Origin of the sequence: Pseudomonas sp. CBZ-4, assembly GCF_000346755.1 — a bacterium.
GTDB lineage: Bacteria > Pseudomonadota > Gammaproteobacteria > Pseudomonadales > Pseudomonadaceae > Aquipseudomonas.
On the sequence record NZ_ANNV01000162.1, the window covers coordinates 22,185 to 44,288 of the forward strand.

The following is a 22,104-nucleotide window of genomic DNA, read 5'->3' on the forward strand; positions in this document are numbered from 1 at the left end:
CGCGTCAGGCGCCACCCGCTTCATGGGCCTCCAGCCGCTGCAACGCCTCACGGGTCAGGCGGCGGGCCAGGTCCGTCTGGCTGGGCAGGTCGTCGGTAAAGCCGGCGGCGAGGATGCGTTCATAGGTCGCCGTGCTCATCGGTTGACCAGTCAGTACCTCGGCGTGGGGCACGTTGAGGGCATCGGCCAGGGCCAGTAGACGCGGCTGTTGGGCCAGCCGTTGCTCGGCGGTCGCGTTGGCCCACTGGTTCTGGGCGAACGACAAATCGTCGAGCGGGTCAAGCAGGGCATTGGCGTGGTCGAGGCTGGCCTGGAACATTGGCGCATAGGTCTCGCGCAGGTACAGGTCCCAGAAAGGTTGCTGCATCACGCCCTGCATCAACCCGTCGCCGGCTTCCGGCACCTGTACGCTGTCGAGAGCGTTTTCCAGCTGGATCGGGCTGACGTTGGCCGACCTTCGGTAGCTCATGTGCGGCGATATCCACGGCAGTTTCAGGCGCTCTTGCAGGGCGGTCTGGTACGCCAGGTAGACCTCCACTTCATCCACCGTGCCGGGTACGCCGCCGACCACCTCGCTGCTGTAGCGCAAGCCTTGGCCACCCTCGGCGATGGGTTTGATGCGTTGGGCAATGTCGGCTTGGGCGAACCGATTGAGCCGGTCCAGCCGGGACTTGCCTCGGGCCAGCTCCACCAGTTCGCGTTCGCGCAAGGCCGGGTTCGGGTTGCGGTAGATTTCCGCCAGCCGCACTTCCACGCCCATGCTGTTGAACACCTGTGCCCCCGCGTCGGCGCAGTTCACCGGGTTGCTGGCCATGAGAAACAGGCGCGAGCGCAGGGCGTGGTCGTCGTGCATGGCCCGCAGCATGCGCCAGACCTTGTCGGTCATTTGTGCGCGGCCGGACGCGTGGTGCTCGCCGTTGGCCAGGGTCTCGAAGAGGTCGGCAAACTCCAGGCTTTTGATGACTTCGAAAAACCCCTGGGCACCCTGTTCCCTCTCGAGGTCCTGCCACAGGTCTTTCAGCTCTGGCTGGTGCTGTGGCGGCGTCTTTTCCACCCAATACGCGCTGTCTCCCTTGGGGGGGTAGGTGCGATAGGGGTCCAGGCCTGCGGCCAGGCGGTAGCTGATCAGGTGCTGCTCGGCATCGGCGGTCAGGTGATTGCGGTCCAGGCGTGCCCAGGTCACGACTTCGGCTTCGGGCGACCAGGGCAAAAACCGTGGCACGTGGTTGATCGCCGTGTTTTGCAGGTCCAGCTCGAACCCCCTGGGCCTGGTTTGCTCGAACAGGCCGTCGGGCCATTCCTGGATGCCGGTGTTGTTCAATGAGACGGTGTGCAGCTGCGCCAGGTCGGCAAGGTTCGGGGCACGGGTCAACTGGCGATTGTCGCTGAGGTCCAGGCGTTGCAGTCGGGTCAGTTCGGCGAGTTGGGCGAGGTCGGCCGCGTCCCACTGGATCGTGCTGTCCCTGCAACTCAGGTGGGTCAGAGAGGTCATGGTCCGCAGGGCTTGCGGCAGCCGAGTCAGTTGATTGTCGCGCAGGCTGAGGCTGATCAGGCGGGGGAAGTGGTCGAGCAGGGCCATGTCGCTGTCGAGCAGTTGGTTGCCGGCCAACTCCAGGTGCAGCAGATGATCGAAGTTGGCGTACAACGGCAGGCTACCCAGCTCGCCCGGCAGTTGCACGCCACGTATGGAAAACGTCTGGGCGGTGGTTTCGATGTTGGCCTCCCAGGCACGCAGCATGCCCCTGGCCAGTGTCAGGCGCTGTTGGCTGAGCGTTATCGGCTCGTCGCCCGGCGCGGCGTTGACCCACTCCAACAGGTCCTCCTGCAGTCGGTCCTTCTCGCTCTCGCGGGCGGCGAAGCGCCGCAATTGCAGGGGGGCGTCGAGGCTTTGCAGGTACGTATCGATGACGGCTGGATCAGCGTAGGGGTACAGCGCCTTGACCCGGCGTTCCAGAGAGTTGGGGAACAGGTCGCAAAACCATGAGGCGGCACGGTGCATGGGTTTTTGCAGGAGTGCCTGGGTGTCTCTGGAGGGCGTTTGATCCAGCGCTGTGTCCGTCAGCACCTGCCGGCGCTGTGGCGGTGCACGCAGGGTGTCCATCATCCAACGCTTGAGCGCTGCGCCGTCACCGGGTGTGTAGCCCAGGGCTTGGGTTTTGGCCGGGGGCAAGGCGTCGAGCACGGCGTTGAACAGATCAGTGGCGGGCTGCTCCCGTGCCTGGCCGTTGTCATGAATTTCATAGTGCCCGTCGGTCTTGAGCAGCAGCCTTTGGGTCCGGGCATTTTGCGGGCCGGCACTCGCCCGCAGTTTGGCGATCGACGTGTGCTGGCGTATTTCGATGCGACAGTCTTCGAGGCTGTCGCTGTAGATGCGCAGGGTGTCGAGGAGCATCTGTTCGGTATCCGGTCCCAGTAGTTGGGGGTCGTAGAAGCCCTGGTAGGCGTGGGCCGCCCTGGCCTGCAACTGCCATTCGCGAGCAAGGTTCTTCAGGCGCAAGGGCAGTTGCTTGTGCGTGTCCAACAGGTTCAGTTCTTCCGGCCAGGCCTGGCCGAGCACGTGGTCCACCAGGCTTTTCGGCAGCCCAGGGCACGCTTCGCGCAGCCGCAGGCCGCGCTCGCTCACAAGGTCTTCGCTGTGGCGGTAGAAGTAGGCGAACAATGAGCCCTGGCGTTGGGCGAGGTGGTCGGCCAGTCGGTTGCGCAGGGCATCTATCTGTTGCGTGCGGCCCTCGGGCAGCGTGCCCAGCAGGGGGGTGAGTTCGCTACTGTCGAGGCTGTCCACCAGGCGTTCGGGCAACAGGCCCAGGTTCAACTCATCACGGCTGATGGCCAGGGACCGAGTGGCGTCGGCCTCGCCGAAGCGCAGGTGGTCGCCGCTCAGGTCGGCTTTTTCATACACCAGAATTGCCCAGTCCTGCGGCCAACCCGGCAGTTCGCGGGCGATATGGGGGCTCCAGTAGGTGTCCTGGTCCACCGGCTTGTGGGCGCGCAGTTGTTCGGGGATCTCGGCGGCCTGCTGGTTCAGGCGCATGCGCTTGAGGGTGTCCTCCAGCAGGGGGGCGGCCAGGTTGTCGGTTTGCACGGCGCGCAGTGTGTCGTGGTCGAGGCCGCTGGTGGCAAGGATCTGTTGCTGTTGCGCAGGGCTGAACGGCCCCAGTTCGCGCAGGCGTCGGGCATCGCTCCAGGCGCGGGGGCTGGGGTTGCGGCGGATCGGCGGCGCATAGGCTTCGGCGCGGGTGGCATGCTGGATGCGATAGTCGCCGCTGGCCCCATCCGGCTTGAGCACGTAGTGCGCGCCCTCCATCGGCAGAATCTGCTGTCCGGCATGGGTATGTACACCCAACTCGTCGGGTGTGGAGTCGGCAGGCAACTGCAGGGCGTGCTGATACGGCTTCGGGTCCGGGTTCCACAGCCGTGTCTTGCCGTTGACCTCGACGGCCTTGAGCTGATTGACGAAGGCCGATTCAAGCAGCTTGCCGCCAACACTGAACGTCGCCAGTTGCACCACGTCGCTGACGATGCCCACCAGGTGCCCGGCGGCTTCCTTGGCGTGGCCCCAGGCCAGGTCGGCCACGCCTTCGACCACTTCATCCAGCAGTTGGTAGGCGGTATAGGCCAGCATCACTTCCCCCAGCAGGGGCACGAATGGGGTCGCAACCAACAGCACGACATTCAGCGCGCTCTCGAGGATATGACTGAACGTGTCCCACCAGGCCCAGCGCGCACGGCGGTCGGCCTGCGCCGTGGACACCGCCTGCTCGCGGCCATCGTTGAGGATCTTGTTCAGAGCGGCCTGGTACAGCTGCGGCCACAGTTCGCCGTCGATGCGGCTGGCGCTGTAGGGCGCACGTTGCTGCAGGCCGTGGATAAATGCACGCTGCTGTTGGCGGTCGACAAATTGGCTGAAGAACTGGCGGTAGGTCGGGTCTTGCAGTTTTTTCGCCAACGCCTCGCGAAAGGCCAGGGTGCTGGGGTAGGCCTGTATTGCGCCGTGGGGGTCATGGGGGATGTACGCCACCACCGGCGCGACATCCCGCGCCAGGTCGAGGTCGTTGGCAATCAACAGTACGCCGGTGAGCAGGGTGCCCATCAGGCGCAATCGATAGAACTGCGTCACTGCGCGCTCACCCTTCACGGTGCGTTGCAGCAGGTGAAAGGTCGCAGGGTCGATCTCGCCGCGCAGTCGGGCCAGATGCGCTGCCGCGTTCAGGGCGGCTTGCTGGCTGGCGATCACTTGGGCTTGCAGGCTGTTCCTGTCGGCCTCCAGTGCCGGTTGCACATGTGTTTGCAAGTGCTTGGCGTAGTGGGCGCCGAGGTCCAGCTCGCGGCACAGCGTGACGAATTGCTCGATGCTCATGCGCGTGTGGTGCGCTTCGATGTTGAACTGACCGCGGGCGTCCGGCTGGCTGATGTAGCGCGAGCTGTCGGTGAAGCGTTCGTTGCTGGCAAAGTTTTGCAGGGCCGCGTTGAGCAGAGACAGGGTGCGGCTGGTGCTGCCCTGAAGAATGGTGCCGCGGCTGCTGACCAGAAACACATGGGTGGCGCGCACGTCCAGGGTCAGCCCGTACTGGTGTTGCAGTGCAGCGACCAGCAAGGGCTCGGCAAAGGTGTACACATCCTGCAGGTCTTTCAAGCGCTGATCGACGCTGTTTTGCGCGGCCCAGGCCTGGGCATTGGCGGCCTTGAGCGGGGCGTGCAGGGCGGCGGGAGCGTGGCTCAGTTCGGGCAGCCGCTCCAGGGACGCCCGGCCCAGCGCTTGTGCCCGGTGCCAGGCGGTGGCGTGCAGCCAGTCGGGCAGGGTGTTTTTGATCAGTGCGTAATGCGGGCCTTTATCCGGTGTGGCAGGCATGGTGATGGACCTTGAGTCGTAGACAAGGCCAACAGCCTAGGAGGGCGGGGCGGGCGGCTGGGGTTAGATAGTTACGGCATGGCGGGCATCGGCCTGTGGGGTATTTGTCTAGTGCGAGGCAGGGGCGGGAGGGCGCTACGGTGGGCCTTTGAACTCCACCGAGAATTGCGTTGATGACCACCACCGACACCCGCCCGATTTCATTGCGCCAAACACATGTTGACCAGATCCGCAGCGTGTTTGACACCCCGCCTGCCCTCGCCACAGTGGCTGCTGACAGCGCCCAGGCCTACCTGGATGTGCATTTCGCCGAGGGCAAGTTCAACGCGGGGCATCTTGAAATAGCCGGGCCGAGCGGGCCATTTCGCTCGGTCACCGCGTGGGTCCTGGAACGCTTCGCCGCCGGGCGACCGACCTTGCTGGTGGAGCAGTATCATCGGGTGGCGACACGGGTGCGCGAGATCTATGTGCCGAACCATCTCAGCCTGGCGCAGGTGGAGGTGCTGATCAACCGCTGCGGCACCCAGTTGCTGGGGTTGTACGCGCGGCGCCTGCAAGCCTGGTGGCGTGAAGCGTTGCCAGTGAATTTGACGCGCTGGGGCCACCTGTCCGATGCACTGCTGGAACTGCTCTACGACACCCCCCGGCCACCCGGCATGGGCGCGCAACAGTTTGCCGTGGTGCTCCCTAAATCGCGGTTGTACCCCCGCCGGCCCAATCGCCTGTGGAGTGCCCACGGGCCGGCGCTGCGGGTGCAGACGGTGCATGTGCGCAGCGGCGGCGCTACGCAGATGTTGCCGTTGCTGCTGTTCAGCCAGCCGTCCGGTCCTGGGGTGGTGTTGTTCAGTCCGGCCAGTGGCGTGCAGGTGCTGGATGACCTCGGCGCGGTACAAGCGTTGTTGCCGGCCCATGCCAGCCCGTTGCTTGCGCCCTTGGCGGGCGAATGGTTTGCGCTGGATGCCCAGGGCGATCCTTTCGACGCCCTGGCCGCCAGTTATTTGCAGCGCCAGTTGCTGGAAATCGCCAGCCTCGATCTCAAGGTGCCGCGCAGCGTCGAGGACTACCAGCGGCTGCTGGCGATCATCACCGACAGCCGCCGCTGGTTCGAGCCCGACCTCAGCACCCGCCAGCACTACCTGCGTGACCACCTGCCGCCGTGGCTGGCCCATGCCGACAGCGACGCGTGCATCGACTACGCGCAGCTGCTCCAGGCCCTGGTGCTGGACCGCCAGCAGCACGGCTACCAGCATTTTCTGGACGATATTCCCACGTTGCGCAGCTATGCCGACGCGCGCCTGAAAGCCTGCCTGGGCAAAGAGCCCCGCACGGCAAACATTCATCCCGCCGATATCGCGTTGACCTTCGAGCGGGTCATCGCCGCCGCAGTGCCGGTGCCCGGCGGCTTCATCGCCGGTGAAGTGCACCGTGAGACCCTAAGCCTGACCGGCCTGGCCCTGGAAAACCTCGCCGGGCATGGCTACACCGCCAAGTCGATTCGCCTCAAGGACGCCACGGCCCCAGCCTGGCTGACGTATGCGCTGCTCAAGGCCTGCGTGACCGAGGCGGATGTCGGCCAGGCCTACCCGGCGCTGCTGAAAAAACACCTGATCGATGATCAGGCGGACGCCACCCGCCGTTGTCGGCGCTTCAGCCAGCAGCTGCGCATTCAATTGCCGATGCAGGCGCTGGAGTGGCAGATCAAGGGTGAGCAGGGCATGACCCGTGACGGTTTTCGTCGGCTGCGGGCGGCTCTGCACGCCAGCGCCGACGAGCGCAAGGTCGATGGCCGGGCGATGGCGCTGTGGCCGTTGGCGTTCAAGGCGACGGCGACCGCCACCGCAGACCGGGTGGCCAATATGTTCATCATCGGCCCGCAGCAGGGCGAGGACGGGTGCCACCTGTTGTATCGCCCGCTGTTCGAGCCCACTCTGCAAGCGTTTACCTCGGAGGCGGCGTTGTTTGACGCGATCCGGCAACCCGGCGCACTGCAGGACAGCGTATTGACCTGGATCGACGCGCAACGCCGGGCGGTGTACGCCAACAATGGTTTTCATGAGCCCCATGTGCGGCATTTCCTGCCGGGGGACGAATTCACCGCGTACCAGAAACCTGCGCCTGCGCAGTTGAGCAAGACCGTCTCCAGCCTCGACCCGGCGCACCAGTTGTTCAGCGCCATGGCCGAGGCACTGGTGACGCTGGCGGACCGGCAATCGGTGTCCAACGCCGAGCAACGCTGGGCCAGCCTCAAGCAGATTGGCTGGATGGTGTTTGGCACCCTGCAACCGTTGCTGTCGGGGCCACTGATGCTGGTGGGCTGGCTGGTGCAGTTGCTGGACACTGCCGAGCAGGATATCGCCGCGCTGCAAGGCACTGACCTGCAGGCCCGCAACATCGCGTTGATGGACATGCTGGCCAACCTGATGGTGGTGCTTGCGCACCAGGCCACACCCCAGGATGTGCGCCAGCATGTGGCACTCGAACACCCGGTTTTTGCGCCCTTGGCCGTGGCGGACCCGGCCCCTGTGGCCCCTGTGCTCAGGCTGCCTCCCGTCGGCTTCACGGCGCCCACCGGCTGGGCCAACGCGCGCAATGCCCTGACCCCGGCATTGCTGGCGCGGCTTCAGGGAATGAGCGTCAAAACCTTTGCCGAACCCTGGCCAAAAAACCTGCCCGGCGCGCACACAAGCGGGCCGTGGCAAGGCCTGTTACGTGACGCACAAAAGACCCCGCCGCAATGGGATGCGCTGGTGCGCGGCCGTCAATACCGCGTGCGGATGGAGGACGGGCGGGTGCGGGTGACCAGTGCCGATGGCAATCGCCTTGGCCCCTGGCTCAAAGCCGTCGCCCCGGGGGTGTGGGATGTGGATCTGCAATTGCGCCTCAGCGGCGGGGCCGATGGTACCGCGCAAGCACCGGCCGACTCCCAGGTGCTGGACGCGCAGTACCGCCAAGCCATCACCGCGAGCGCACGCGCCCAGCGGGCCATGGAAATCGCGCGCAATCTCGCCGAGCAATCCTCGCACGCAATGGATGATGCGCAGCGCACGCGTGTCCTGGCCAGCTACTGCAAGGCCCTGGAAAGCAAGGTCGAGCACTCACGCAATGAGGTGCAATTGTTGCGGCGCTTGCGTGAGCTGGCGCCACGGCCGCGCTATGAACAGGAACTGAGTGAGCTGCTGTATTCGACGCTGCTCACCTTGCAACTCTTGGATAGCCAGATGCGCGCCCAGGTACAGCAAGCCAATGCCCGGCTGTTGCCCTTGTTGAGCGGGGGCGAGGAGGCCCACGCCGAGTTGAACCGGGGCATGCGTGAGCTGGCGGCCAGTTACGACAGCACCATTCACTGGCGCACCCAGGAGGCGAACTGCTTTGCTGAGCTGCGGCAAGTCCCCAGGTTCGGACGTGACAAGGCCCGCCAGGCCGCCGAGACAATCGCGCAGCGGCCCTCGATCCTCGATCTGCAATCCCTGCAATTGGGCACCTTGGCCGGGTTGGCTGTCGATGTCCCCGGCACCTTGTATGACCCCGAGTTGCTGGACAGCCTGATGCATACGTTTGAGCGTGCCCGCTGGGCCACACGTTCCCTGGCCGAACTGCCTCAACTGCACGCCAGCGACGCCCAGCAGATCGAATTGCTCGACAGCGTGGACCACGTCTTGGCGCAGACCGACGACCGCATTGACCTCTGGCGGGCCACCGAGCCGGACCGGTTCGACGCCGAGTACCTGGGCAAGCTGCAGGCCTTGCTCGGCACCCTGCGCGAACAGGTGGAGCGGGACCTGGGCGAGCTGCTGGAACCGACATCACCGCAGGCGCCTGCGCAGCCCTCGCCACCCGCGGTGGTGACCCGGCGCAAGAAGATCATCCGTACGCGCAACCGCGATTTGATCGTGGTCGGTACCGAGGCCGAGGGCAGCAGGACCGCGCAGGTAACCGATGCGAGCGGCAGTGTCATCGGAACCTTCACCGAAGAGCCGGACGGCGTGTGGGCGCAGCAGCTCGCGCCACAAACCCCGCGTACCGACCCGGAGCTGGGCAGTTTGTTGAAAACCGCCGACGTATTGTTGCAGGACGTTGAAGCAGACATCACCAAGGTCGAGGTGACGGCCTTGCAGGTCAAGGAACCCGCGTCACCGCAACACTTGTTGGAAGCCCAGGCGCGGCGCCGTTTGTGGGTGGCGGACGCGATCCAGAAGAAATTGCGCAGCCTGGAACACGCCCGCTTGGCGGCGTTGCAACAGGCCAGGGCGCGCAGTCTCGAAAGCCGATTGCGGGCGGCCGTGGTGCGGTTGAACGAGGCCGGGTTAACCGCGCGAATCCGCGCAACCCTCGCGAAAAAAAACCAGCCGCTGACTCAAGACGAAGTGGCGTTCCTCGACCAGCACCATGAAGTCATGATTGTCCGCCGTGGCCCGCGTTCCCCGCTTAAAGGGCCGCCCCCGGAATACTTGCAGGAGTACGCGGTCAACAATGCGCGCACAGGCGAGACCCTCGCGTTTGCCCATTTCCACTATAAAAAAAAAGGTGACCTCGATGACCACTTCACCGCCGCTCACCTCAAGACCGTCGAGCAGGTGCGCATGGGCCGCCAGGCCCAGGCCCAGGTCGAAGCCCAGGCGTTTTCCCGCATGCGCAGTGGTCAGAGTGGGCGGGTGCGGAAACTGCAGGTGCACCGTGCAGAGATCCAATTGCAGCTGGCGCGCAGGCTATTTTTCAGTGTCGATTGAAGCCAGTGGCGCACACAGGGTATGGCTGCCCGGTTGCAGGTACGGCAACAGAATCGGCGCCATGCCCTTGAGTACCTGCACGGGCAACGCCGAGGTAAAGGTGAACTGCTGCGCCGTGCGCCCCGGCACGTAGGCAGTGAGCGTGCCGAAGTGCTGCTCGCCCAGATAGAACACAAAGGTCGCGGTGCGGTTCAGCGACTTCGAACTGATCACTCGCCCGCCGGCGCCGATGGCCTCGATGCGGTTGTCGCCGGTGCCGGTCTTGCCGCCCATGGCCAGCGGCGTGCCGTCGGCCAGTTTGAAACTGCCGGCCACGCGTTTGGCGGTACCGGCGTCCACCACTTGGGACAGCGCGCCGCGCAAGGCCTGGGCGACCTCTATCGGCAGCACGCGCTTGCCGGGGGCCGGGTCATTGACCAGACGGGTTTCATAGGGGGTGTCGGCGGCAAAGTGCAGGCTGTCGATACGCAGCACTTTGTTGCGTACGCCATCGTTGAGGATGATCCCCATCAACTCGGCCAGGGCCGCCGGGCGGTCGCCAGAGCTGCCAATCGCGGTGGCCAGGGATGGCACCAGGTGATCGAAGGGGTAACCCACGGCCTGCCAGCGCTGATGAATATCCAGAAAGGCCTCGATCTCCAGCATGGTGCGGATGCGGCTGTCGCGGGCGCTCTGATGGCGGCTCTTGAACAGCCAGCTATAGACCTCCTGGCGCTCGAACTGGCTGGCCTTGACCACCTCGCTGAAGGTCGCTTCGGGGTGGTTGAGCAGGTAGCCGAGCAACCACAGGTCCAACGGGTGGACCTTGGCGATATAGCCCTGGTCGGGCAGGTCGTAGGCGCCGGGGCGATAGCTTTGGTACAGCCGCTCAAGGCGCTCGTCGCTGAGCTTTTCGTTGACCAGGTGCGAGCGCACAAAACGGTTGAAGCTGTCCTGGCTGGCCTCGGGCAACAGGTAGCGGTGGACGGCGGCGAGGCGGATGGGCGTAGGGCGCAGGCTGTCGAGGAAGGTGTCGAGCCGGGCCTGGGTGTCCTTCTTCTGGTACTTCTTCCAGAATTTCTGCAGGAATGCCGTGCCTTCGCGGTCGGCAAATTGCGCCAGGTATTCCTGGCGGCGCGGGTCGTTGTCGTCCTTGAGCAGTTGCGCGCTGTTGTTGGCGCCGGCGTAGGTGGTGTAGCGCACCACGTCGCGCATCAGGCGGATGAACGGCAGGTTGATCGACTCGCGCAGGGCATCGCGCAGGGTGGGGTTGCGAGCGTTGTCCTGGCTGCGGAAATTATGAAAGTGGTGCAGGCCGCCGCCGGTGAAAAAGCTTTCGCCGGGGCTGGCGGAGTACGTGCGGTCCAGCGCCGCGTCGAGCATCTTCGCCAGGCTTTTGTCCGGGCTTTGCAGCAGGTAGTCGACGGCCCAGCGGCTCAGGCGGTCCTGGGGGTCGAACTGGAGGTTTTTCAAGGCTGCCGGGGCCTGTGCGGCGTACTGCCCATGCAGTTCGGCGATGATTTGCAGGTAGGTGGTGAGCACCCGCAACTTGGCGGTGGAGCCCAGTTCCAGCTTGCTGCCTTCGTTGATGTCGAAGGGTTGGTCGGTGTTGTCGGTTTGCACCCGCACCCGGGCGCCGTCGAGGGTGAGCTCGAACAGGGTGAAGCTGTAGCGCACCAGGGGCGTGCTGGCCGGGGTCAGCAGGCGTTCGCCGAGCAGGCCGGTCTGGCGGGCGAACTCGGGGTCGGCCAGTTGCTTGAGGTAGGCGGTGACGTCCTGTTGCAACGGGCCTTGCAGGGTTGAAGTGGCGGACAGATCCAGGCGATCAAGGTCGTACAGCGGGCGTTGGAGCAAGGTGGCCAGGCGGCTGCGGGCGACGCTGATGCCTTTGTTGGTGTCGATCGGTTGCACGGTGGGTTGCAACTGCCAGTCGCGGTAGGTGACCTGCGCCGCCAGCGCCGCCGTGAGCAGGGCGGAATCAATCACGCCGTTTTGCGCCAGCAGGCGCAAATGACTGTCGGTGAGTTGCGCCAGTTCTTCGCGGCCTCGGGCCAGGTAATGGGAGGGCCGGCGCTGGGCGATGATCAGCGCCAGCACCTGGCGCAGAGCCAGGGCCTTGGGGGCAAGGTCCGGGCCCAGCAGTGCCTGGTTCACCTGATTGAAGTCGGCGCCGAACCATACCCGCAAACCCTCGGCCATGCCGTGTACTTCGCCGTGGCCGGGCACGGCGGACAGCGGCACGCTGTTGAGGTAGTCGCGCACGATGGTTTGCCGCGCCACCAACGTGTCCGGCCCGGCTTGATAGGCGCGCACACCGGCAGAAAACATCTGCCGCAGTTTTTCGCCGCCGGACAGCGTCAGGCCGTCCGGGGAGTGGCGGTATTTTTCCAATTGGGTCGCCAAGGTGCTGCCGCCTGCGCTCTGGCCGGGCAGGTGGAGGATTTTCGCAAGTTGCGACCAGGCCGCCTTGGCGAAGCGTGGCCAGTCTACCGCCGGGTTGGCCTGGGGCTGGGCGGGGTCGAGCAGGTCGCGGTTTTCGATGAACAGCAAACTGTCCACCACCAGCGGCGGGATCGTGGCGAAGCGGGCATAGAGTTGCTGCGGGTAGGTGTATTGATACAGCGGCTGCGCGCGGCAGTCGGTGATCGCCAGGCCGGCCTGGCTTTTTTCGGCATAGGGTACGAACAGGCCTTTGGCGGTGTAATCCATCAGCCCGGGGGAAAAGCGCACCTGGGATTCAACCAGGTAACCGCGCTTGAGCAGCCGCGCGAGGAAGCCCTCCAGGTCGCTGTAGCCCAGGCGGCGGTCAAACGGTCCTGCACCGGGGTAGACCATGGCGTCGCTGGGGCCGGGTTGCACGCGGTAGGTGAGGTCGCTGGCCAGGCGGCTCAAGTGTTCGGCTTGCAGGCGCGAGGTGCGTACTTCCTTGGCGGCGGCAAAGCCGAGGGCAATCAACGCCATCAGCAGCACCAGCCAGATCAGGCGGCGGGTGTAGCGGGGGTTTTTCGCGGGCAACGGCGCCGGGGTCTCACTGCTGCGATGCTGCGCAGCCTGGTTCGAGTCGGTTTGCCACAGTGCGCCCATAGTCGATTGATCCCTGCACGCAGATTGATCGGACTTGCTGGAAGCTTAGTCGCTGGGGGCTGCTTGTGAGGGAATTGTGTTTTGTTTGTAGGGCGCTTCTCGGAGGTGTGCTGCGGCGTTTTGCCGCTGCGGGCAGGTCATATGCTCCTGTAAAGTGGCGTTATGTCGCGTTGTTTCACTAAATTACCCCTGTTTTATAGTGAAAGGCCCTGACCTTCAGTTTTTATACTGCACGCCCCGCCGAGCTTGTCTCGAGACGGACACTCCAATAACAAGATGAGGTTGTACCCCTATGCCAGTCGGCAACCCACTGCCCCATGGCGAGACCGCTCAAGGCGGCCCGCTCAAACGCGAACTCGGTGAACGGCACATCCGCCTGATGGCCCTGGGCGCCTGTATCGGTGTCGGCCTGTTCCTGGGGTCGGCCAAGGCCATCGAGATGGCCGGCCCGGCGATCATGCTGTCGTACATCATCGGCGGCCTGGCGATCCTGGTGATCATGCGCGCCCTCGGCGAGATGGCGGTGCACAACCCTGTCGCCGGTTCGTTCAGCCGTTATGCCCAGGACTATCTCGGCCCGTTGGCGGGCTTTCTCACCGGCTGGAACTACTGGTTCCTGTGGCTGGTGACCTGCGTCGCGGAGATCACCGCCGTGGCGGTGTACATGGGCGTCTGGTTTCCCGATACGCCGCGCTGGATCTGGGCCCTGGCGGCGCTGATCAGCATGGGCACGATCAACCTGGTCGCGGTGAAAGCCTTTGGTGAGTTCGAGTTCTGGTTCGCGCTGATCAAGATCGTCACCATCATTGCGATGGTCATCGGCGGCGTCGGCATCATCGCTTTCGGCTTTGGCAATGACGGCGTCGCGTTGGGTATTTCCAACCTGTGGAGCCATGGCGGCTTCATGCCCAACGGCGTGCAAGGCGTGCTGATGTCCCTGCAAATGGTGATGTTCGCCTACCTGGGCGTGGAGATGATCGGCCTGACGGCCGGCGAAGCGAAGAACCCGCAGAAGACCATCCCGAGTGCCATCGGCTCGGTGTTCTGGCGCATCCTGTTGTTCTACGTCGGCGCATTGTTCGTGATCCTGTCGATCTACCCGTGGAATGAAATCGGCACCCAGGGCAGCCCGTTCGTGATGACGTTCGAGCGCCTGGGTATCAAGACCGCCGCCGGTATCATCAATTTCGTGGTGATCACCGCTGCGCTGTCGTCGTGCAACGGTGGCATCTTCAGCACCGGGCGCATGCTCTACAGCCTGGCGCAGAACGGCCAGGCCCCGGCCACGTTCGGCACCACGTCGAGCAATGGCGTGCCGCGCAAGGCCTTGCTGCTGTCGATCTTCGCCTTGTTGCTGGGCGTGCTGCTCAACTACCTGGTACCTGACCAGGTGTTCGTGTGGGTGACCTCCATCGCCACCTTTGGCGCGATCTGGACCTGGCTGATGATCCTGCTGGCCCAGCTCAAGTTCCGCAAAGGCTTGAGCCCGGCCGAGCAGGCGGGACTCAAGTACCGTATGTGGCTGTACCCGGTCAGCTCCTACCTGGCCCTGGCGTTCCTGGTGCTGGTGGTGGGCCTGATGGCGTACTTCCCGGACACCCGCGTGGCGCTGTACGTAGGGCCGGCGTTCCTGGTGCTGCTGACGGTGCTGTTCTACGTGTTCAAGTTGCAGCCCAACAACGCCGGTGCTGTCACCTCACCTTCGGCTTGACCTTCAGTCGACCCGTTGCGCCCCGCTTTGGGCCGCACGGGTCAACTGGCTGATCAGTCGGTTGAGCTCGGTTTCCTTGACCTCCTTGATCGACTGGCGCCGTTCCTGATAGTCCATGGACCGCGTGTCGGGCACTTCCTGTTTCAGTGCTTCGAGCTTGTAGCGCGCTGTTTCTTCGATGGTGGTAAAGGGTTCCGGGACATGGCGTACCAGGTACTGGACCCAGAACTCTTCCGTCAGCAGAGCGTCTTCCAAGGCGCTGGTCTTCCCCACGTCGCGCAATGTTTTACGCGCTCTTTCCAGGTCTTCCGGCAGCACGTGGTCGCCTGGCGAGTAGCGCCGGCTCTCCTTCAGGATGGGCAGGTTGAACTCCTCCGCCAGTTCAAGCCGAAAGAACAGCTTGACCTCAACATCGTCCGGCTCGGGTGCTGGAGGCCTGTGATTGCGATGCAGCGCTTGCAGATGGTCCTCGGCAAACTGGTCCAGGTTGCGTAAATAGAACAGACCTTGCGCCAGTGCCAGCAACTCCCGGTTCGCCTGGTTGGAGCTGGGTAGCGCCATGGCCTGGTGCTGCTTGTGCCGCAACTCCATATCGATGAATGTCAAAAGGGCACCGTCACCGCACGTGCCGGACACGTAGGTGTTGAGAAAGATGCTTTGCCGCAGCTCATAGGATTCGGCCATGGCCTGGAGCAGGCGCCAGACGCGGGCGATCAGGGCCGGTCGGCGATGCAGCTTGTTCACGTAGTCGTCCGCTTCGGTCAAGTCCCGCAGGACCCGAAACGTGTCGTCAGGCCTTGCGCTGCCTGGGGCATTGTCATTCTCCAGTTGCTCCCACAGGGTTCTTCGTTGTGCATGTTCGGCCGCCGGAACCCCGACCAGCCATTTGTCCACGGGGTTCGATGCGGGCGGCACATGGTGGATGCCGGGCATGGCCCCGCCGAGCGCCTGGTTGGTGCGATCACGGTATTCGGCCAGACGCTGCTGCGCGTCTGCGTTCAAGGGGTTGTCATGCAGGAACGTGCCCTGGTTGGCAGGGCGCATTTGAGGGTCGGTGAAGAGCACATCGGGAATCGTCGCGATGTTGTTTTCTTGCAGTCGCAGGTCCCGCAACTGGGGCAGGCGCTCCGCCCCGATGGGCCATTGGCTGATACCGGTGCGATGCAGGTCCAGGCTGTGCAGGCGAGTCATGGCAGAGACATCCGGGCTCAGATTCAGCGGGTTGTGGCTCAGGTTCAACCGTGCCAGGTGAGTCATCCCGGCCAGCTGCTGCCGCGATTGCGTGTCTAGCACGATGTTGTTGTTGTTCAGGTCGAGGATCTCGAGTTGCGTCATCTGGGTGATGCTGCTGGGCAACTGCGTCAGGCCGCAGTCCAGGTGGAGCTTCTTGAGGTTGGGGAATTGGCGCAGGAACGCGTTGCCGGTCGGGGGGAACGCAGTGCCTGCGATCTTCAGGTATTCAATGTGCTCGAAGCCTTTGATCGCAGGCATGAAGTCGATGTTCGGCAATTGATTGCCGTCCAGTCGCAACTCCAGGCTGTGGGCATGCAGCAGGCCAGGATGATAATCCAGTGACTCCTGGCGCCAGGCTTTGAGAATCTGCGGAATCATGGCGATGCGCAGGTTGGGGTTCATCCAGCCTAAAAGTTCGTGGTCGCCGGGGTAGTCGGCAGCAGCCCAGCGATTGAGTTCAAGCTCCAATGCCTGGTATTCCATTTTTCGCCGCTCCAGTTCCTGCAACACCTGCGGTTCGCTGAGCCGCATGTTGCGTGTCAGATCGAGCGCGTCGTCCCTGGACATCCTGGGGTATACCTCGCGGACCTTGCTCACCATGTCCACCGAGAACAGGAGGCTCAGCGGCCACCAGTTGCGCATGCTGAACGGATAGGCCGTGAACGTACTGTTGACTGGCATGGGCGGTTGCAGCCAATACGGGATATGCGGCAGGCCGAGCAGGCCCTTGATCGCGATGCGTTGGCTGAGTGCCAGTTCAGCAATGGCGTTGCGCAGGGGCGAGAGTTCGCCGCTGTCGTCGAGCCCGAGGGCTTTGCGCTGGGTATCGTTCAATACGCGCCAGACGGCGGTGAGCAGATCGGTAGCGGTGTTTACCGGGTCACTGATCAGTTGACCTTCGGCGTCATACGCCTGATAGCGCGCATCCACCCGCGCCAGTTTCTTGCGCTCGCTGCCGGCCAGGTACCCGGCACTCTCGAGCAACGGTCCGGTGGCGCTGCCCTGGTGAATATCGAGGCGGACATCGGTGGGCCAGCCGGGCAGCAGCTTGAGCACATGCAAGATGATTTTTTCGCTGTCGGGGTTGGCGACGGTGGACAGGTACAACCCCTCGAACGCCCGGTTGAGGCGCATGTCGTTGGCGGTCAGTCTTGCCTGTTCTTGCAAGCGCAGCGGGACCCCATCCGTCTCGCTCAGTTGCTTGATTTCATGGGGGGTCGCATGGTCGATCAGGGCCTGGATCGCACTGGCGGGCAACTGCGGATAATGGGCGCGCATGCGCGTGTGCAGGCGGTTGCCGTTGCGTTCGCCTTGGGCGTACAGCGTGTCGAACAGTTGGCTGCGTTCGCGGTAGGCGTGCTCGGCGATTTTTTTCGCCAGCTTGAACAGGCGTTCCTCTTGGCTTTGCGGCAGCTCACCCAGCAGGGCGCGGCTCAGGTCGTCGTTGCGCACCAGGTGGGCCAGGGGTTCCTGGCTGCGGCTGTGGGTGTCGGACAGGCGGATCTTGTGCGGCGCGCCGGCATTCGCCGCCGGGTAATGGGCAATCGTGCGTCCGGCCTCATCATGCAGCTCCAGCACATGGCTGGCGGGCCATTGCGGCAGCGCGCAGACCAGCAGTAATTGCAAGGAGGGCTTGGCGTTGCGGGTGGCCGAATAGGTGGTCATCGCCTTGATGAAATGCAGGATTTTGCGCTCGATACCAAAGCGCTTGCTGCTGTCTTTCAACAAGGGCGGCGGGGGCAGCCCGGCGCAGTGCACTTCACGCAAGGCGCGGGGTGGCGTGTCGGTGACCTTGAGCAGGCGCGCGGCGGTGGGCTGATCGACGCTGAAGTCTTCAGTCCCCAGGCGCGATACCAGGTGATAGTCGTCCCAGGTCAGCGGGTTTTCGCTTTCCAGGCGCCAGGCGCCATGCCGGTTGTGCTTGAGGCGTGGGGTATCGACGCCGACTTTCTGCGGGTGCTTGAGCCGCCATACCCGCCGTTGTTGGTCGAAGGTGACCGGGTAGAACGAGCCGTACAGTGGCATCAACTGTTCGCCGTTGTGGTCATACAGCCCTTCGGGGTTGGGTTGCAGGTCGGTGGGCAACACCAGCTTTTTCTCGTATTGCGCGAGCGAATAGTCAAGCAGGCTGACTAACCCGGCAGGGCTGCGGCGTTCGCTCATCAGGTCACCCAGGGTGTTGCGCAGGCCCTGGGCATCGGTGGCGGAACTCATGCCCAGCAGGCTGCGCTCGTGGGGTTGCAGCACCGAGCCGATGGCCAGGTAGAAACTGTCCACGGCCGGTGACACCGGGATCGACCCGGCGTTGCGCATGTCGTAGGCTTCGTAGCGGCCGTCGCCGTAGTGCAGCAGTTCGACGGTGGTGTCTTCGGGGCCGGTGTTCTTGTAGCGGTCCTTGGGGGTGCCTCCGGCCATTTCGGTGATCACCAGGGGGCGCTTGCAACGCTCCAGCAGCAGGCTGGCGGCAAACTCTCGGGCCCATAGGTCGGTGTCCGAGTTGAACGTGCGAGGGTGGTACAGGCCGTCGATCACAGCATCTATGCGCAACGCAGTGCGGTGTTGTTCCAGGTGTTCGCGTACGTTGCCCGGCAACTTGCCGTCCTTGAGGTAGGTGCTTTGCTGCGTTGCGCTCAGGGGCGTTTTCACCAGCAATTGTTTGAGGTTGGGCGGACTCAAGGGGGCGAATTGTGCTTGCAGTTTGCTCAACAGCGCAGTGACCTCCACGCCCGTGGATGCATTTTTGATCGGTACAAACGAGCGTGCCGCATCCCCGGCCGGCACCTGGTGCCGCGCATGGCTTGCGTAGTGGGTCATGGCCGTGAACAGTGCGGTGCGCTTTTGGCCGGCCAGGGCACCGATCTGCACGCGTAGCCGCGCAATGCGCTGGGCCTCGGTGAGGTTCGGGCTGCCTTCCTTGCCCAGGGTCGAAGTGGCGGGTTGCTGGCGGATAATCGACTCGAACAAGGACTCTTGGGTGGCGACGTCGGTGTCGGGTGCGTCGAGGGCCAGGTAGGTGCCGTCGTCCCTGCGCCTGAGGTTGATGGCCAGCGTGGCCGTTTCATTGGCCGCATGGCTTTCAACCAGGTGGCCGTGCTGGTCGCGCACGTGGATCACGGCGTCAGCGGGCTATGTCGGCAGTTGCGTCAACAGGGCGAACAGGGCGCTGCCGGCATGGGCGGGCAGGTTGCCGCGATGGTGGAAGCCTGAGCTCAGTTGTTCTATCACCCGATCAATCTGCACGCGCCGGACGGCTTCGATCAGATTGACCGGCGGCGGTTCGCCCGTCCAGATCGCGTCCAGTGTGGCGCGGGACACGGCGGTGCTGCGCAGCAGGTTGCGCAGGTGTGCCGGGGGCACCGCGGCCTCGCCGTTGGGTAGCATCTGCTCGATCAACTGGTAGTCCGAGAGTTGGCCAGCGCCGTGCAGGTCGAGGACCCAGGCTTGCCGCTTCGGGTCGAACGTGATCGGCGCGGCGAAGCCATTGCCGTTGCCGTTGCGCCGCTTGAGCACGAAACCTTGCGTTTCGGGGGCGGCCGCGACCTCGGCCACGCGTTGTTGATCACCTTGTTGCACGCGTACGTAGTGGTGGCCGTTGATCAGGTAGAGGCCTTGGGCGTTGGCCGTCTGGCCGTCGAGCAGGCGTTGGTCCGCGACGGCGTAGGGGGTGATGTCGGGTTTCCATAGCGCCTGCGTGCCGTCGCTGTGGGTGACCTTGCGCGGGCCGCCCATGCGCTGCATCAGGCCTTCGATGCGCTGGCGGTGGACGCGCCCGGCGGTGGAGATCAACAGGCCGTTCACGGCCAGGTCCGCCACGTCGGCCATGGCGGCGGCAAAGTCACTGGCCTGGCCCTTGGCGGCTTCGTTGACGCCGATGATCAGGCTGTAGGTCAGGTTGCCGAACACCACGACCTGCATCACCCGGTTCAAGCCGCTGACCCCACCCGGTACCGGGGTTATCAGCAGTTCCATGAGTTCACTGGCAATCGCTGCCGCGCCGTCGATTACCGCCTGCAGGTCGCGCGCCGAGCGCTGGGTGGCGAGGGTGGCGAGGTTGCTCTGGTAATGCTGGATGTGCCGATAGGTGAGGGCCTGCACCAGGTTCGACGGGCGGCTGGGCCTGGGGTCGTTGACGAATCGCAGGTGGTCCAGGGTCTGCTCTGGAAATACGCTGTGGAATGAATCATAGAGAAACCCCGCCACCGGGCTCAGGCCCTCAGGCCGTGGTTCGTCACGCAGCAGCTCAGTGAACAGGTTGATCTCGGTGACCGGCAGTTGTCGCGCGAACCAGCCCAGGTCGCCGTCACGGTGGCTGGCCTTGATGTCGTCGAGAAACGCCGCGCCGGCCACCTTGGCATCCGTGTGATAGCGCAAGGCGCCACCGGGACGGAACGGGAAATAGGACACCACCCCTAGGCTTCCCACCTTGATTAGCAACAGGGGCAACGGGATGCTCGTGCCCGACAGGGCAAAGGGCACCGCCGGCAGGATGGTTTTATCGAGGTCCATGCTCAGGGTCTCGAAGGGCAGTGCCGTGCCGCTGCCATCGATCGCCGCGACCAGCTTGTCGTACAGGGGTTGCGTCAGGCCCGTAGTGGCGCGGTCGCGATACGCCTCCAGCGCTTCGAACAGCAGGTGGGTGCGCGCACTGGTCTCGATCAAGCCGTGCAGTTTGCCGCCGGGGCCCAGGGCGCTGGACAGCCTGGCTTGCAGTTGGCCGCCCAGGTCCAATTCGCGGCTGATGGCGATGAATTGGCTGACGCTCAGCCGCTTTTCACTGACGCCGGTCAGGTACGACGCATCGACATACCGGTGCCCCGAGGCCTGGGGTGTACCGGTGGCGAAGTCGAAGTTCAGGCAGGCCGCGTCCCAAAGCGACAGGCTTGAAACATGGGTGCGGTACTTCCATTCGTCCACGTCACGGCGAAAACGTGCACCTTGGGCCAAGCCGCCGAGGGTGCTTTTGCGCGGTTCCCAGGGCAGGGGCGGTTCGAGCTTTTCCAGGTAGCGGGTGTGCAGCGTGATGGCGTGGGGGTCGAGGCCGCCGAGTTTGTTGCGCAGTTGCGCCACGCCGATGTCTTTGAAGTCTTTGATCAGCCGGGTGTTTTCCGCGTCCACTGCCTTGAATGCGTCGTGGGCGGCACGTTGCAGCCTGAGGTATTCGAGCCGTTGTGCGGACGTCAGCGGGCTCATCGATTGCGCAATTATCTGGCGCAGCAGTGCCAGGGCCTGTTGCTGGCCCCAGGATTCGCTGGACTGCAAGTGGCCGGACAAGCCGTTGGCAAAGGGGTGGTTGGGCATCGAGTGCTTCCTTTCAGAATAAAATCGGGAAAAGAATGGAAGCACTCGCTTTCGCGTGGTGGGCGCTAGCTATGTAGTGCGCTGGCTCAGGCGCTTGTTCAACTCCAGCCAGGCGCCCAGCGCCGCCATCAGGACAACCCCGATCAGCGCAGTCAGCAGTTGTATCAGCAGCGCATCGCCGGCCATGGCGTTGAGCATGTCGGCCAACGGTGCAAGCAGCACCCCGAGGCAGAAGATCTCCAGCGAGAACCGTCCCATGCGGCACACCTGCGCAGCCACCGGGTTTTGCGTCCAGCCTGCGGTGGGCAGCAGCTTGGCGGTGACGTAGGCCAGGGCGAGGAAGTGCAACAGGCGCACGGGCGACAGGTCGGTCTTGCTGATGGGGTAGATCAGGTCGCTGATCGATGCCGGCATCAGCGCGTCATGGATCTCGGGCCAGCGCCACGCCACCGTTATCAGGCCGGTGACCACGACGTACACCGCCGCCGCGACAAACAGCGGCTGGCGCAACAAGGGTTGGCGCTGGGCCGGCTTGGCCTGCCCGCTGCGAATGGCTGCCGCGCCGCCCAGCACAAACAGCAACTGCCAGGTCACGGGGTTGAAGTACCACACGCCGTCCTCGATTGCCCGCAGGTTCCAGCCCATCCACGGCGCCAGCAGATACACCGTCAGCGACACCGCCACCACTGCCATGGGCCAGCGCAGCATCAGCGGCAACACCAGCGCCAGGCTGGCGAGCAAGACGATGTACAGCGGCAACGGGTCCATCAGGTTGGGCTTGAAGCGCAGCAGCAACTCATCGAGCAGGGCCTGTTGCGGATGGGTGATGAAGTGGGTCATGCCCATCTCTTGCACCAGGTCGCGGGTCTCCACATGGCTGTTGGCGAAAAACACGATGCCCATCAGCATCGCCAGCAAGAAGATGTGCACCACGTACAGCACCCAGGTGCGGCGCAGGATTTTCAGGCAGGCCATCCAGTAGCCTTCGCGTTGCAGGACTTTGCCATAGGCCATTACCGAGGCGAAGCCGGCGAGGAACACGAAGACTTCCGCCGCGTCACTGAAACCGAGGTTACGCAGGGTGATCTGGCCTAGGGGGTTGTGGGGGACGTGATCCCAGAAAATGAAGATCAACGCCAGGCCCCGAAAAAAATCGATGCGCGGGTCGCGTCCGTTCAGCATGGCAGCGGGCTCTTGTACAGAATTTTGAGTAATGACGGGCA

Annotated in this window: 7 protein-coding genes; 2 read left to right on the forward strand and 5 right to left on the reverse strand. The window is 64.2% G+C overall.

Translation table 11 applies throughout. The annotated features are described in order from the left end of the window. Positions 1 to 4 precede the first annotated feature (4 nt). Positions 5 to 4,849, reverse strand: a complete 4,845-nt coding sequence (locus tag B348_RS0123555) for an NEL-type E3 ubiquitin ligase domain-containing protein (protein WP_017738489.1) — start codon at positions 4,847 to 4,849, stop codon at positions 5 to 7. A 173-nt stretch (positions 4,850 to 5,022) separates the two neighbouring features. Here B348_RS0123555 and B348_RS0123560 point away from each other — a divergent pair, with 173 nt between their 5' ends. Then, entirely contained in the window at positions 5,023 to 9,576 is a 4,554-nt protein-coding gene (locus B348_RS0123560) for a hypothetical protein (RefSeq protein WP_017738490.1), read from the forward strand. On the opposite strand, the gene B348_RS0123565 is transcribed toward B348_RS0123560, so the two are convergent. Then, the gene (locus B348_RS0123565; RefSeq protein WP_017738491.1) at positions 9,556 to 12,639 is read right to left on the reverse strand and encodes a transglycosylase domain-containing protein; all 3,084 of its coding nucleotides are present in this window, start codon (positions 12,637 to 12,639) and stop codon (positions 9,556 to 9,558) included. The genes B348_RS0123560 and B348_RS0123565 overlap by 21 nt on opposite strands. Before the next feature lie 292 nt (positions 12,640 to 12,931). On the opposite strand from B348_RS0123565, the gene B348_RS0123570 reads away from it, so the two are divergent. Continuing rightward, positions 12,932 to 14,350, forward strand: coding sequence for an amino acid permease (locus B348_RS0123570; protein WP_017738492.1), 1,419 nt, complete (start codon positions 12,932 to 12,934; stop codon positions 14,348 to 14,350). Between the two features lie 3 nt (positions 14,351 to 14,353). On the opposite strand, the gene B348_RS01000000130270 is transcribed toward B348_RS0123570, so the two are convergent. From B348_RS01000000130270 to B348_RS0123580, 3 genes are all read right to left on the reverse strand, one after another. Beyond that, positions 14,354 to 18,688 (reverse strand): NEL-type E3 ubiquitin ligase domain-containing protein, encoded by a 4,335-nt coding sequence (locus B348_RS01000000130270; protein ID WP_256204496.1) that lies wholly within the window; start codon positions 18,686 to 18,688, stop codon positions 14,354 to 14,356. Positions 18,689 to 18,709: 21 nt separating this feature from the next. After that, positions 18,710 to 20,881: a dermonecrotic toxin domain-containing protein gene (locus B348_RS1000000132065; RefSeq protein WP_017738494.1), complete on the reverse strand. Its 2,172-nt coding sequence runs from the start codon at positions 20,879 to 20,881 to the stop codon at positions 18,710 to 18,712. Between the two features lie 69 nt (positions 20,882 to 20,950). Further along, positions 20,951 to 22,063 carry an OpgC family protein gene (locus tag B348_RS0123580; RefSeq protein WP_017738495.1) on the reverse strand — a complete coding sequence of 371 codons (1,113 nt, stop codon included), beginning with the start codon at positions 22,061 to 22,063 and terminating at the stop codon, positions 20,951 to 20,953. Between the last annotated feature and the right edge of the window lie 41 nt (positions 22,064 to 22,104).